General features: G+C 44.5%; 13 protein-coding genes, 1 rRNA gene and 1 riboswitch. All 14 genes read left to right on the plus strand.

The genetic code is table 11. The features are described 5' to 3' along the window. A 5S ribosomal RNA gene (rrf, locus tag J2Z48_RS14650) occupies positions 1–84 on the plus strand; the annotation flags it as partial. 591 nt (positions 85–675) lie between these two features. Next, a riboswitch (purine riboswitch) is annotated at positions 676–776 on the plus strand. Positions 777–866: 90 nt separating this feature from the next. Then, positions 867–1355: a 5-(carboxyamino)imidazole ribonucleotide mutase gene (purE, locus tag J2Z48_RS14655; protein ID WP_307254733.1), complete on the plus strand. Its 489-nt coding sequence runs from the start codon at positions 867–869 to the stop codon at positions 1353–1355. Further along, positions 1352–2641: a 5-(carboxyamino)imidazole ribonucleotide synthase gene (gene purK, locus J2Z48_RS14660; protein WP_307254735.1), complete on the plus strand. Its 1290-nt coding sequence runs from the start codon at positions 1352–1354 to the stop codon at positions 2639–2641. Before purE ends, purK begins: the two co-directional genes overlap by 4 nt. Further along, a complete protein-coding gene (gene purB, locus J2Z48_RS14665; protein ID WP_307254737.1) occupies positions 2634–3932 on the plus strand; it encodes an adenylosuccinate lyase in 1299 nt (432 codons plus the stop codon). Before purK ends, purB begins: the two co-directional genes overlap by 8 nt. 249 nt (positions 3933–4181) lie before the next feature. Continuing rightward, a complete protein-coding gene (gene purC / locus J2Z48_RS14670; RefSeq protein ID WP_307254738.1) occupies positions 4182–4901 on the plus strand; it encodes a phosphoribosylaminoimidazolesuccinocarboxamide synthase in 720 nt (239 codons plus the stop codon). Beyond that, complete coding sequence (purS, locus tag J2Z48_RS14675) at positions 4894–5181, plus strand: phosphoribosylformylglycinamidine synthase subunit PurS (protein WP_307254739.1); 288 nt, start codon at positions 4894–4896, stop codon at positions 5179–5181. Before purC ends, purS begins: the two co-directional genes overlap by 8 nt. Continuing rightward, positions 5147–5830, plus strand: a complete 684-nt coding sequence (gene purQ / locus J2Z48_RS14680) for a phosphoribosylformylglycinamidine synthase subunit PurQ (protein ID WP_307254795.1) — start codon at positions 5147–5149, stop codon at positions 5828–5830. The genes purS and purQ overlap by 35 nt, the downstream gene beginning before the upstream one ends. 34 nt (positions 5831–5864) lie before the next feature. Beyond that, entirely contained in the window at positions 5865–8111 is a 2247-nt protein-coding gene (gene purL / locus J2Z48_RS14685) for a phosphoribosylformylglycinamidine synthase subunit PurL (protein ID WP_307254797.1), read from the plus strand. Then, the gene (purF, locus tag J2Z48_RS14690; protein ID WP_307254741.1) at positions 8081–9496 is read left to right on the plus strand and encodes an amidophosphoribosyltransferase; all 1416 of its coding nucleotides are present in this window, start codon (positions 8081–8083) and stop codon (positions 9494–9496) included. The genes purL and purF overlap by 31 nt, the downstream gene beginning before the upstream one ends. After that, positions 9493–10530 carry a phosphoribosylformylglycinamidine cyclo-ligase gene (gene purM / locus J2Z48_RS14695; RefSeq protein WP_307254743.1) on the plus strand — a complete coding sequence of 346 codons (1038 nt, stop codon included), beginning with the start codon at positions 9493–9495 and terminating at the stop codon, positions 10528–10530. The genes purF and purM overlap by 4 nt, the downstream gene beginning before the upstream one ends. Then, positions 10527–11126, plus strand: a complete 600-nt coding sequence (purN, locus tag J2Z48_RS14700; RefSeq protein WP_307254745.1) for a phosphoribosylglycinamide formyltransferase — start codon at positions 10527–10529, stop codon at positions 11124–11126. The genes purM and purN overlap by 4 nt, the downstream gene beginning before the upstream one ends. 278 nt (positions 11127–11404) lie before the next feature. Beyond that, on the plus strand, positions 11405–12943 hold the full coding sequence (purH, locus tag J2Z48_RS14705; RefSeq protein ID WP_307254747.1) for a bifunctional phosphoribosylaminoimidazolecarboxamide formyltransferase/IMP cyclohydrolase: 1539 nt from the start codon (positions 11405–11407) through the stop codon (positions 12941–12943). Between the two features lie 97 nt (positions 12944–13040). After that, positions 13041–13319 carry a hypothetical protein gene (locus J2Z48_RS14710; RefSeq protein ID WP_307254750.1) on the plus strand — a complete coding sequence of 93 codons (279 nt, stop codon included), beginning with the start codon at positions 13041–13043 and terminating at the stop codon, positions 13317–13319. 62 nt (positions 13320–13381) lie between these two features. Beyond that, complete coding sequence (gene purD / locus J2Z48_RS14715; protein WP_307254752.1) at positions 13382–14668, plus strand: phosphoribosylamine--glycine ligase; 1287 nt, start codon at positions 13382–13384, stop codon at positions 14666–14668. Positions 14669–14693 lie beyond the last annotated feature (25 nt).

The raw sequence follows: 14693 nt of genomic DNA on the forward strand, positions 1-14693 counted from the left end.
CCCATCCCGAACACGACCGTTAAGCCCTCCAGCGCCGATGGTACTTGGACCGCAGGGTCCTGGAAGAGTAGGACGTCGCCAGGCATATACATAAAAAAGAAGCAACCGACTATAAGCTGGTTGCTTCTTTTTTATGTCAAATCGATTTAGATGAAGAAGAATACGACGAGCTATATGTACACCAGAGGCTGATGCTTGGGCTAAATTATGAGTAATCCATCCCCATCCAACAAAATATAGCCCTTATAGGAACGGTTTATCTATTTGAATGGAAGACGAGTAGGAGTAATGTATCTGACTACTACGATGTTAGTAAGCCTTTAGCATAGGCGTTTTGTGCTAATGTTTGAGCGTTCTTTGTGATTTTTACTACAGAATCATGGAGCGGACTTTCTTACTTTGCATACTCATTCTTTGATCTATGGATAGGTTTATGCCCCGAGATGAAGCTATGAGTCTTGATAGAATTGGCAAATAGCTATTGAACGGCTCATTGTACTCTTTTCACGCATAAAAATCTAAATAATTAGATTTAATTGGACTTTTTAACATTTAAACCGAACGCTTCAAATCAATATTGGATAAATGTTCGTTTTTTATTGACTAACTTTTAACTCCTTGTTACACTGATAACGAATCAAGCTTATGAATCAAATGAAATATCTCAAAATGAATATAGAATAAAGTACTTTTCTTCATATAAGTCTGGGAATAGGCCTGGATGTCTCTACAAGGAAACCGTAAATTTCCTTTCTATGGGGGAAGTCTACTTTTAAACGGGACATGAGACCGAAAATGTAGATTTTTCACATGAAAATATCTGTATTTCGGTCTTTTTTATATAAATTAGAGGGAGAGATGAATAAATGAATCGCCCGAAAGTTGGAGTAATCATGGGAAGTACGTCGGATTGGTCCACGATGCAAAAAGCCTGTCAGATCTTGGACGAGTTAGAAGTGCCTTATGAAAAGCAAGTCGTTTCCGCTCACCGTACCCCAGATGAGATGTTTCAATATGCAGAAGAAGCATCGAAAAAGGGAATTTGTGTCATTATCGCGGGAGCAGGTGGGGCGGCTCATCTACCAGGTATGGTGGCTTCTAAGACGATTCTTCCTGTGATTGGGGTTCCAATTAAAAGCTCCACTTTAAATGGGATTGATTCTCTCCTATCGATTGTGCAGATGCCGGCTGGTGTGCCAGTAGCGACAGTTGCCATTGGGGATGCTGGGGCAAGTAATGCAGGCTTGTTGGCAGCTCAGATATTAGCTATAACGAATAAGGATTTACAACGGAGATATCAAGAACGCCGAGAGACGATTCGTGAGCGTGTGATAAAGGATAGTGATCTGGCATGACAATGCAATCTACACAATTAGAGAATTCCCTACTGAATCACATTCCTAAAAAAGAGTCCAGCTTCACTGAGAGACAATCAAGCAGTTCTTCTGCACTAATCGTTCCTGGACAGACGATTGGAGTATTAGGTGGTGGACAGTTAGGTCGCATGATGATCCTAGAGGGACGTAGATTAGGATATCGTTTCGTTGTATTAGACCCAGCTCTTGACTCTCCAGCAGGGCAAGTAGCGGATGAACAGATTGTTGGAGAATATGATTCCCCAATGGCAATGGAACGACTTATGGACAAGTCTGATTTAGTTGTATATGAATTTGAAAATATAGATCCTGATATGGTTCGAATGATTGAGGCTATAAAACCTTTACCGCAGGGAAGCAACCTGCTTCGTTGGACGAGACATCGAGGACAAGAGCGGAAAGTATTGCAAGATGCACAAATCCCTATTGCCTCCTATCAGGTTGTGACATCGAAAACACAGATACTAGAGGCGATTGAAGAGTTACAGCTTCCGTGTGTATTGAAAGTATTGACAGGTGGATATGATGGAAAGGGTCAATGGGTGATTCGTACTCTAGACGATCCGTTTCCTCCAGTAGAAGTAATAGAAAAGGGAATATTGGTTGAGAAATTTATTCCTTATGTAAAAGAGATTTCGGTGATTGTGGCTCGAGGCGTTTCAGGAGAGGTAGAGGTTTATCCACCTGTTATGAATATCCATCGGAATCAAATTTTACACATGACGATTTCTCCAGCTCCTATCAAGGAAGGAATTCGTGAGAGAGCGGAACAAATAGCATATCAATTGGCTAGTCAACTTCGATTTGTGGGAGTGCTTGCTATTGAAATGTTTGTGCTGGCAGATGGGACTATTTTGGTAAATGAATTAGCGCCTAGACCACACAATTCAGGGCATATTACGATGGATATCATGAATCCTTGCCAGTTTGAACAGTTCGTACGCGCAGTAACTGGGCTTCCGCTTCGTAAACCGGCTCGAAAAAGTACTGGAATTATGGTAAATCTATTAGGAGAACATCAAGAGGCTTTCTTTGAGCAATTGGCGAATTTACCATCTTGTGCAAAGGTGCATTGGTATGGGAAAAGTGTTGCCAAAGAGGGACGAAAGATGGGACACATTAATTTTGCTGGGGACTCTTCACTGCAAGATTTGTTAGAGTTAGTGAACGAGATTCCCATTTGGGAGCCATTAAGCGGGCAAGAGTGGGAAGCTATTTTTTCCATTGCTAACAATCAGGTAGAAGGTAGGAGATTGCATGATTGAACGGTATAGTCGGCCAGAAATGACGGCGATTTGGACAGAAGAGAATAAGTTTCGTGCTTGGTTAGAAGTAGAAATCCTTGCTTGTGAAGCATGGGTTGAGTTGGGCCATATTCCCAAGGCAGATGTTGAGCTTATTCGTAAAAATGCGAAGGTGAATGTAGAGAGAATTGCTGAGATTGAACTGGAAACACGTCATGATGTGGTTGCCTTTACTCGTGCTGTTGCGGAAACGCTTGGTCCAGAATCAAAGTGGGTACATTATGGGCTTACGTCGACGGATGTTGTGGATACAGCATTATCGTACTTGCTACATCAAGCAAATGAAATTCTACTTGCTGACGTAGATCGGTTCATAGATGTTTTGAAAGAGAAGGCACTTGAACATAAATACACTGTTATGATGGGGCGTACCCACGGTGTACACGCTGAACCGACAACGTTTGGTCTGAAAATGGCGTTATGGTATGCAGAGATGAAACGGAATCGGGAGCGATTGGTGCAAGCGATTGAATCGGTACGTGTAGGGAAAATGTCTGGAGCGGTAGGCACCTATGCCAATATTGATCCGTTTGTAGAAGAGTATGTATGTGAAAAGTTGGGCTTGCAGGCAGCAGAGATCTCGACTCAAACATTGCAACGCGACCGACATGCTCATTATCTCTCGACTTTGGCCTTGATTGCGACATCTCTAGATAAGTTTGCAACAGAGATCCGGGGCTTGCAGAAGAGCGAGACGCGTGAGGTAGAGGAAGCGTTTAAAAAAGGGCAGAAGGGATCCTCTGCGATGCCGCATAAACGTAATCCGATTGGCTGTGAAAACGTGAGTGGTTTAGCGCGTGTGATTCGAGGACATATGGTTTCAGCGTATGAAAATGTTCCTTTATGGCATGAGCGGGATATTTCTCACTCTTCGGTAGAACGTGTCATCTTACCGGATGCAACGATTTTGCTTGATTACCTACTAAACCGTTTTGCTCGGATTGTAAAAGAGCTGACGGTATTCCCTGAAAATATGAAGCGGAATATGGATCGTACTTTTGGACTGATTTATTCGCAACGTGTGCTTCTCACTTTGATTAATAAGGGTTTGAAGCGTGAAGATGCATATGATCGTGTTCAGAGATTGGCGATGCAAGCTTGGGAGGAACAAACACCATTCCGTCCTCTAGTTGAGAAGGATGATTTGATTCGAGAAACGCTTACTGAGGAAGAGATCGCAGATTGCTTTGATTATCAGTTCCATTTGGCGCAGGTAGATACGATTTTTAGGCGGGTAGGTTTGGGATTGTAATCGATTAATGTTTATTGGGTGATCGAGGGCAGGAGAGTGGGATTGATAACATCGCTATGATCGAACAAACTCTCCATATCCTCTGAACCTATGTTTTTGGTTTTTCAATAGGCTTTACTTTTTGAGTGGTGACATTACATGAATCAAGCTTAATTTCTAGTTAATCTGTGTAGTAGCAGAAAAAAGTGCCTTAGGAGTGAGAAGAATTAAACAGTGATGGCCTAGGGTTATTAGATAGGGGGAGCTTGGATGAATACGGGTAGCTTGCTGTATGAGGGAAAGGCAAAACAACTATTTCCTACTGATGATCCACAAGTTCTTCGGGTTGTGTATAAGGATTCTGCGACTGCTTTTAATGGAGAGAAAAAAGCGGATTTAAGCGGAAAAGGGGCTTTAAACAACCAAATTAGTAAGTTATTTTTTCAGTTGCTTAGCAAACATGGTGTGGAGCATCATTTTATTGAAACAATCTCGGACCATGAGCAATTGGTAAAAAAAGTGTCGATTATTCCACTCGAAGTAGTAGTACGAAATATAGCGGCTGGATCGCTGGTTAAACGCGTAGGGTTAGTGGAAGGTTCCAAGTTAAGTCGTCCGGTGGTGGAATTTTATTATAAAAACGATGATTTAGGGGATCCACTCATGAATCATGACCATATTGCGATGTTGGAGCTGGCTACTTCGGATCAGGTCGGTCATATGAGGCAAATGGCGCTTCAAATAAATGATATTTTACAGCTATATCTAGAAAAAAAGGATCTTATGTTGGTTGATTTTAAATTAGAGTTTGGAGTCGATCTGTCTGGAACATTGTTGTTAGCAGATGAGATATCCCCTGATACGTGCCGCTTTTGGGATAACACCACAGGGAAAAAGTTAGATAAAGATCGATTTCGCCAAGATCTAGGGAATGTTTTAGAGGCATATCAAGAAATCTACCAACGACTAGGAGGCGCTTCACATGCTTAAAGCGATCATTTTTATTACGCTAAAAGAGAGTGTACTCGATCCACAAGGAGTGGCTGTAAAGAATTCATTGCACACGATGGGCTATCAAACGGTGGCAGATGTGAGGATTGGCAAAAGGCTTGAGGTTGTTTTGGATACGATGGATCTACAAAAAGCAGAAGAAGACATCCGAATCATGTGTGAAAAGTTACTTTCGAACCCTGTGATGGAGAATTTCACGTTTGAAATCGAGGAGGTTGATGAAAGTGCGATTTGCAGTTCCAATCTTTCCGGGATCTAATTGTGACTGGGATTGTATCAATGGTGTGGAAGATGTGTTAGGGGAAGAAGTGCAACCAGTATGGCATCAGACTTCTAATTTAGATGGATTTGATGCAGTGATTCTGCCGGGTGGCTTCTCTTACGGTGATTATCTGCGTGCGGGTGCGTTGGCTCGCTATTCTCCTGTCATGGAGTCGGTTGTGAATGCTGCAAATGAAGGAAAACTTGTAATCGGAATATGTAATGGATTCCAAATTTTACAAGAAGCAGGACTCCTTCCAGGGGCTTTGATGCAGAATGATCATCTACAATTTCGTTGTGATTTTACCACTTTACGTGTAGAAAATAATCAAACTTCATTTACCAATCAATATAAGCTTGGAGAAACAATTGAAATTCCGATTGCTCATGGGCAAGGTAATTTTACTTGTGATCCGAGCACGCTTAAGGAGTTACAAGCAAATAACCAGATACTCTTCCGATATGCAGGAACGAATCCAAATGGCTCTCTGGATCAAATCGCTGGCATTATGAACCGAAATGGGAATGTATTAGGCATGATGCCGCATCCTGAGCGAGCGATTGTGGATTGGATGGGGTCAGCCGATGGAACGAGACTATTTACATCAATGTTACAAGCATGGAAGGAGAATCAAGGTGCTGCATGAATCTACTCAAACCGTTGCGCAAGCTGTGAAGACAATGGCGAATGAGCCTACTCCAGAAAATATTCGAGATCAAGAATTGTATCGCAATATGGGTGTTTTGCCTGAAGAGTATGATCAAATCTGTGGACATCTAGGTCGTCTACCTAGCTGGACAGAGGTAGGGATTTACTCGGTTATGTGGTCAGAACATTGTAGTTATAAGAACTCTAAACCATTGCTTCGCAAGTTTCCAACGTCTGGACCAAGGGTTTTGCAAGGCCCGGGAGAGGGAGCCGGTGTAATCGATATCGGGGATAATCAGGCTGTTGTGTTTAAGATTGAGAGCCACAACCATCCATCTGCTGTTGAGCCATTTCAAGGTGCGGCAACAGGTGTAGGTGGGATTATCCGTGATGTGTTCTCCATGGGGGCTCGTCCAGTTGCGTTGCTTAACTCTCTGCGATTTGGTGATCTTGAGTCGCCACATGTACGATACTTGTTTGATCATGCTGTGGCTGGGATTGCTCATTATGGCAATTGTATTGGAATCCCAACAGTCGGCGGGGAAGTTGTATTTGATCCGTCTTACGAGGGGAATCCGCTGGTCAATGCGATGTGTGTAGGAGTGCTAGAGCATCATGAGCTACAAAAAGGGGTCGCAACAGGTGTAGGGAACCCGATTATTTATGTGGGGGCTAGCACAGGACGCGATGGGATTCATGGAGCTACGTTTGCCTCTGAGGAGCTAAATGAGGAATCAGAGGAAAAGCGTTCTGCGGTTCAAGTGGGTGATCCATTTGTGGAGAAATTGCTTCTCGAAGCTTGTATTGAAATGGTAAAGAAAGAAATGCTTTTGGGGATTCAAGATATGGGAGCGGCAGGGCTTACCTGCTCAAGTGCGGAGATGGCTGCCAAAGGTGGAGTAGGGCTAGAGATGAATCTAGACTTGGTTCCACAGCGTGAATCGGGAATGACACCGTATGAGATTATGCTCTCTGAGTCTCAAGAACGTATGCTACTTGTTGTCGAAGCAGGTAGGGAGAACGAGGTAAAGGAAGTTTGTGATCGTTGGGGTTTGCAGTCTGCTGTTGTTGGACGGGTGACGAAAGGAAATCGTTATCAAATTTCGCATCAAGGAGCTTTGATTACGGATATCCCTGTGAATACGTTGGTGGATGATGCGCCTGTTTATCAAAGAGAGGCGAAAGAGCCTGCTTATTATGCCGAATTTGGACAAGTGGATGCATATGAACAAGTGAAAGAAGTAGATCCACAAGCGGCTTTTTACAAGATTTTAGGTTCTAGTAATGTAGCGAGTAAACGTTATGTTTACCAACAATATGACCATATGGTACGCACGAGTACGGCGGTTCGTCCGGGGTCGGATGCGGCAGTTGTCGTTATACGGGGGACCGAAAAGGCATTGGCGATGTCAACGGATGGAAATGGTCGCTATGTTTATCTGGATCCAGAGCAAGGTGGCCGGATCGCGGTAGCTGAGTCGGCACGAAATGTGGTTTGTTCCGGTGCGGAGCCGCTTGGTGTAACGGATTGTTTAAACTTCGGTAGCCCAGAAAGACCAGAGGTGTACTGGCAGTTATCGAAAGCAATTGATGGAATGAGTGAGGCTTGTCATGCCTTATCCACACCAGTCATTGGGGGAAATGTGAGCCTTTATAATGAGACGAATGGACAGCCTATTTTTCCGACACCGGTTGTTGGAATGGTTGGGTTGATTCAGAAGAGAGAGCATATTACCACGCAAGCATTTCAGCAAGCAGGCGACTTGGTCTTGTTGTTAGGGGATACGAAGGTTGAATTGGGTGGAAGTGAGTTGCAACATCTTGTGACAGGTAGCATCAGTGGACGTCCACCCGTACTTGATTGTGAAACGGAACAAACTCTTCAAGCGGCGCTATTAGAAGCGATACGCCAAGGGATGATTCAATCTGCCCATGATTTAGCGGAAGGTGGACTTGCTCTAGCAGTTGCTGAATCGGCGATGAGCGGAAAATGTGGCGTTCGGGTTGATTGGAAAAATGAATTGCCTACGATCGCCGCGCTTTATAGTGAGACGCAATCACGTGTCATGGTGAGTGTACGTCCAGAAGATGGAGCAGAGGTGATTTCATTTTTCCGCGAAAGAGGGGTTCCGATTCACGAAGTTGGGATTGTTACAGAAGAGCCAACTATCACGATTTCCTACAATGGACAAGTTGTTGTAAGTGATTCGCTTGCTTCGATTACGAAACTTTATGAGGAGGCGATCCCATGCAAGATGAGAGCATCTTCGATGAACTAAATGAAGAGTGTGGTGTGTTTGGTATTGTGGGTCATCCAACGGCCTCCGCTCTGACTTATTACGGATTACACGCTTTGCAACATCGTGGACAAGAGAGTGCAGGTATCGTAAGCACGAATGGAGATCGTTTTCACATCCATCGCGATATGGGGCTTGTCACGGAAGTGTTTTCTACTGAGACGATTGAGCGATGCAAAGGAACAGTAGCCATTGGTCATGTTCGTTATTCCACAACAGGTGCAAGTGAGCTAGCGAATGTGCAACCTCTTGTCTTTACGTATGCCAGAGGGGAAATTGCCATTGCGACTAATGGGAACTTAGTGAATGGGGAACGGTTGCGAGCAGAGCTAGAGGCAGAGGGATCGATTTTTCAGTCGACAACTGATACCGAAGTGATTGCTCATTTAATCGCCCGTTCCAAAGAGGAAACGATTGAAGGTGCAGTAAAAGAAGCACTAAATCGTCTAGTAGGAGCCTATGCGCTTCTCATCTTAACCAATGAACAGTTACTGGTTTGCCAAGATCCACATAGTCTTCGTCCTTTATCCATGGGGATGGTGGAAGGTGCATATGTGTTTTCGTCAGAGACGTGTGCATTTGATATTACGGGGGCGGAATATATTCGGGAGATCGAGCCTGGAGAGATGGTGATTCTCGATGATCGAGGGATTCGTTCGGAGCGATTTGCTCCGCCTGCCCCGCGCTCACTCTGTTCGTTTGAGTACATTTACTTTGCTAGACCGGATAGTGATATCGGAGGCATTAATGTTCACAGTGCTCGGAAGCGTATGGGGGTACAGATGGCGTTGGAAGCTCCTGTGGAAGCAGATGTTGTAACAGGTGTACCTGATTCGAGTATTTCGGCGGCGATTGGATTTGCGGAAGCGACTGGAATCTCATACGAATTGGGCTTAATTAAAAATCGCTATGTAGGACGAACTTTCATTCAACCTAGTCAGATGATGCGAGAACGCGGTGTAAAGATGAAATTGAGCGCTGTTCGCAAAGTCGTAGAAGGAAAGCGAGTTGTCATGGTGGATGACTCGATTGTGCGAGGGACGACGAGCAGGCGGATCGTTCAGTTGCTTCGGGATGCAGGTGCGACCGAAGTTCACGTACGTATTAGCTCTCCGCCTGTGAAAAATCCTTGTTTCTATGGAATTGATACCGCAGATCGAGAGCAGTTGATCGCGTCTACTCATTCGCTGGAAGAGATTCGTCAGGCAATTGGAGCGGATAGCCTAGCATTTCTAAGCCCGGAAGGAATGCTACGAGGAATTGGACGAGAAAGTCAAGAAAAGAATTGTGGACATTGTTTAGCTTGTTTTAACGGTGATTATCCAACTGTCATTGAACAGGAACTAGTAGGGGAGGGGCAGCGATGAGTGAATCCTACCGTGCGGCAGGAGTCGATATTGATGCTGGAAATGAAGCAGTAGAGAGAATGAAAGCGCACGTAAGCCGAACCACACGTCCAGAAGTGATGGGTGGATTGGGCGGATTTGGCGGCTTGTTTGCTCTAGGTGCCTATGAAGAGCCGATATTAGTTTCTGCTACAGATGGAGTGGGGACAAAGTTGAAAGTCGCTTTTATGCTGGATCGACATGACACCATTGGAATTGATTGTGTAGCTATGTGTGTGAATGATTTAGTCGTGCAAGGAGCCGAGCCGCTATTCTTCCTCGATTATCTTGCTACAGGGAAGCTTCGACCTGAGCAGGCCGAGGCAGTTGTAAAAGGGATTGCGGATGGATGTGTTCAGGCAGGTTGTGCCCTTATAGGCGGCGAAACGGCTGAGATGCCGGGGATGTATGCATCTGGTGAATATGATGTAGCGGGTTTTTGTGTGGGGGTGGTGGAGAAGAAGAATCTTCTACCAAGTCCAGATATTCAAGCGGGAGATGTTCTGATTGGATTAGCGAGTAATGGACTGCATAGCAACGGTTACTCTTTAGCGAGGAAAGTTTTATTAACAGATCGTTTGTTTGATTGGTCAGAACGTGTACTAGGATCGTCACAAAACGTAGCCGAGGCGATGTTGGCTCCGACTCGGATCTATGTGAAATCGGTCCTTTCTCTAATTGAGCAGTTTACGATAAAAGGTGCGGCGCATATCACAGGTGGTGGAATTGTAGAAAACGTACCAAGGATGTTGCCGGAAGGTCTACAAGCTGTGATCGATCGTGATTCATGGCAGGTTCCGCCGATTTTTCAGTGGATTCAACAGCTAGGGAGCATTAGTCAATCAGATATGGATCGTACATTTAACAATGGAATTGGCATGGTGCTTTGTGTTCGGAGGGAGGAAGCTAACTCTGTGCTACAGAAAGCAGTCGAGTTAGGAGAGACTCCTTTTCTGATCGGTAGGGTAGAAGCGGGAACGGATCCTCTTCGTTTTGAAGGTGGAGGATGCCGATGAGTATTGCTATCTTTGCCTCAGGAAATGGAAGCAATTTCGAAGCTGTTGTCCAATATTCCAGGGATCAACATTGGACAACTCCTGTTTCTTTGCTAGTTGTTGATCGTGAGGATGCAGGTGCGATTGATCGAGCTAAGAGATTAGGTGTGCCTTGTTATGTTGTATCTCCGAAGAGCTTCCCTACTAAAGTGAAATATGAAGAGGCGTTACTGGAGTTGTTAAAGAAGTATGGCGTGGAGTGGATTGTATTAGCTGGTTATCTACGAATCGTAGGTAGTACCTTACTGGAACCTTTTGAAGGTAGAATGGTTAACATTCATCCATCGTTACTTCCGTCGTTTCCGGGGCTTCATGCAATCGAGCAGGCGTGGGGGTATGGTGTGAGGGTGACGGGTGTGACGGTTCATTTTGTCGATGCTGGACTAGATTCGGGACCGATTATTGTGCAGCGGGCTGTGGAAGTGGATTCAATGGATACAATTGAGATGTTAACGGATAAGATTCATGCGGTTGAGCATCAGGTTTATCCGGAAACGATATGGAAAGTGATCACAGGGAAAGTGTTATATACTCCGAGAATTGTTGTGACCAGCTAGTTTGAAAGTAGAGTTAGATAGGGTGACTTTGCGAGTTTTTGCACCTGTCCTTGCGAAGGATCGCGGAGTGGACAGTCTCATCTTCCCTGCTGGATCGGTATCTGAGCTGTGGTCCAACAGACTCTCCCAGCTCTGATTATCCAATCACCCAAGCCTTGGTATTCGATAAAATAGTCAGCAATCTTTTATCCTCGCTCGTCATTCAATAAATAGATACAATCATTTAGCAATCAACTAATTAACATAAATAAAAGCCACTCATAAGGAGGATCCCCACCATGAATCGTATCAAACGAGCTCTTATTAGTGTCTCCGATAAAACAGGAATTGTAGAACTTGCCCAGCAACTAGTGGCCAAGGAGATCGAAATCGTTTCTACGGGCGGAACGCATCAACTCCTGAAAGAAGCCGGAATCCCTGTAATCGGAATATCAGAGATAACAGGCTTTCCAGAAATCATGGATGGTCGTGTAAAGACCTTACATCCGAAGGTGCATGGGGGTTTACTTGCGGTTCGAGATCTTCCTGCTCATAGGCAACAGATGGAAGCAAATGAAATCCAAGAAATCGATCTAGTAATAGTCAATTTATATCCGTTTGCCCAAACCATTTCGAAGCCAAATGTCTCATATGAAGAAGCAATCGAAAATATTGATATCGGTGGTCCATCGATGGTCCGCTCAGCCGCTAAAAACCATCGCTTTGTTACGGTGGTGGTCGATCCAGCTGATTATCAAAGTGTTGCGGATGAAATTACGACTCATGCAGAGACGACTTTGCAAACAAGAGAATACCTAGCGGCAAAGGCGTTTTCCCATACGGCTGCTTACGATTCTCTAATTGCCAAGTATCTAAATGATCGAATGGGGAATTTATTCCCAGATCAACTCACGGTCACTTATCAGAAGCAGTCTTCTTTGCGATATGGGGAAAATCCGCATCAGCAGGCATCGTTTTATAAAGAGACTCTCGCTATTGACGGACTGATTGCTTCTGCTAAACAGCTTCATGGCAAAGAGCTTAGCTACAACAATATCAATGATGCGAATGCGGCCCTCGCCATCGTAAATGAATTTCAAGAGCCAGTCGTAGTTGCAGTGAAGCATATGAACCCATGTGGCGTAGGTATTGGAGAAACAATCGAAGAGGCTTATCAAAAAGCATACGAAGCGGATCCGGTCTCCATTTTTGGTGGAATTGTTGCAACGAATCAGGTTGTAACGAAGGAAGTAGCGCTTCAAATGACGAAGCTGTTCCTTGAGATTATATTAGCTCCCCATTTTGAAGCAGATGCACTGGAGATTCTTCAAGAGAAAAAGAATCTTCGTCTGCTTGAGTTAGGAAATATTACTCAAAGTAAAGCAAATTCGATTGTTACCGTTGGCGGAGGCATCCTTGTCCAAGAAGCAGACCTTCGTCAAGTGAGTCAGGACGACTGCCAAGTGGTAACGGATCGCCAACCTACTGAGGAGGAATGGGAGCAACTCCTGTTTGGATTTAAAGTGGTTAAACATGTAAAATCCAATGCCATTGTATTAGTGAAGGATAACCGTACGGTTGGAGTAGGGGCTGGGCAAATGAATCGGATAGGTGCTGCCCGAATTGCGATCGGACAAGCAGGCGAACTTGTAAATGGATCTGTATTAGCCTCTGATGCCTTTTTCCCGATGTCAGATACGGTTGAAGAAGCGGCAAAAGCGGGAGTAACAGCTATTATCCAGCCGGGTGGTTCCATTCGAGATCAAGAATCCATTGAAGCAGCAAATCGCTTGGGCATGGTGATGGTGTTTACTGGAGTTCGTCACTTCAAACATTAGACAGATCTAATTTTCTTCCGAGAACAAAGATTTATGAAGTATCGACTTGTATTTTCCTTGCGTATACTAATAAAAAACGTTAAGGAGGATTCCTTTTATGTCGTTATTAAAATGGGCTTTGTTCTGGACGATCGCGGCTGTCTTATCGATCGGTGTCCTTTCGTATATATGGTTTGAGTCAGGTTTGGCTGTATGGGGAAGTAATTTGAAGTTTGGGGCAGGTTTGTTCTTTGCGGTTGCGTTAGTCGTGGGTGGGGTACTCACAACAGATAAGAATTACAAAGCGAAAACGAGAAGCTTTTATCGTGAAGAATGGTCCTTTATCTGTCTTCTTGTTACGATTTCACTTTTCGGCATTAGTCTGGTCTTTTCCTAAATCCTTGGATGGACGGTAAGGTCGGATGATATGCCGATTTACCTTCTAAGGGGGATAAATGGATGCGCGTACTGATTATAGGTAGTGGTGGTAGGGAACATGCTTTACTCTGGAAGATCGCACAAAGTCCAAAAGTGAAGGAAATCTTTGTAGCACCTGGCAATGCAGGGATGACGAACTTAGCAACACTCTTACCGATCTCTGTAGATGATTTAGATGGTTTGCGTCAATTTGCTTTGGAACAACAGATTGATTTAACCATTGTTGGGCCGGAAGTCCCTCTGCTATATGGGATTGTGGATCAGTTTCAAGAAGTTGGCTTATCCGTCTTTGGCCCAAATGGACAAGCTGCACAGATCGAGGGTAGTAAACGATTTGCGAAAGACTTTATGAAAAAACACGATATTCCAACGGCCCATTATCAAGCTTTTACCGATGCGGACGAAGCGAAGCAATATGTTCGTCAAACAGGGGTGCCCATTGTGATTAAAGCAGATGGGCTCGCTGCGGGTAAGGGAGTGGTGGTTGCCACTACATTACAAGAAGCAGAGCAAGCGATTTCCGAGGCTATGGAGCAGAAGGTATTTGGATCAGCAGGGGATGTAGTGGTAGTAGAAGAGTTTCTGGTTGGTCAGGAGCTATCCCTGATGGCATTTGTAGATGGGACAATGGTTGTGCCGATGGTTCCAGCCCAAGATCATAAACCAGCCTATGATGGGGATACGGGACCTAATACAGGTGGGATGGGTACATACTCGCCTGTGCCACAATTCTCCAATGAGGTCTTGTCTCTTGCTGTTCAGACTATTTTAGAACCGATGGTACAAGCCTTTCAAAAAGAGGGGATCGATTATCGAGGCGTATTATACGCAGGTCTGATGATAACTTCGGAAGGACCGAAGGTGATTGAGTTTAATGCTCGCTTTGGGGATCCTGAAACGCAGGTGGTGCTTCCGAGACTAACCAGTGATTTGGTTGAAATTATGATAGCAGTAGTGGAAGGGCGTCTTCGTGAAGAAATGGTTACATGGTCAGATGAAGCGGCTGTGTGTGTCATTTTATCAGCAGGTGGATATCCGGGACCGTACCAGAGTGGAGTACCCATTACGGGTATGGTAAATCAGTTACATGATAGGGAATCTGTTTATCATGCAGGAACAAGGTTTGAAGGTAGCCAGTTGGTGACAGCAGGGGGAAGGGTGCTTGGAGTAACTGCTCTAGGAGAAAACTTGCAGATTGCTCGCGAAAAAGCATATCGCCTTGTGGAACAGATTCATTTTCCGAATGCACACTACCGAAAAGATATTGCGGAAAAGGCAATTCAATATCTGGCGCAAACCCATATATAAAAGATAGAATGGCCTTCTAAGGCAA

Source organism: Croceifilum oryzae, assembly GCF_030814315.1.
Lineage (GTDB): Bacteria > Bacillota > Bacilli > Thermoactinomycetales > Thermoactinomycetaceae > Baia > Baia oryzae.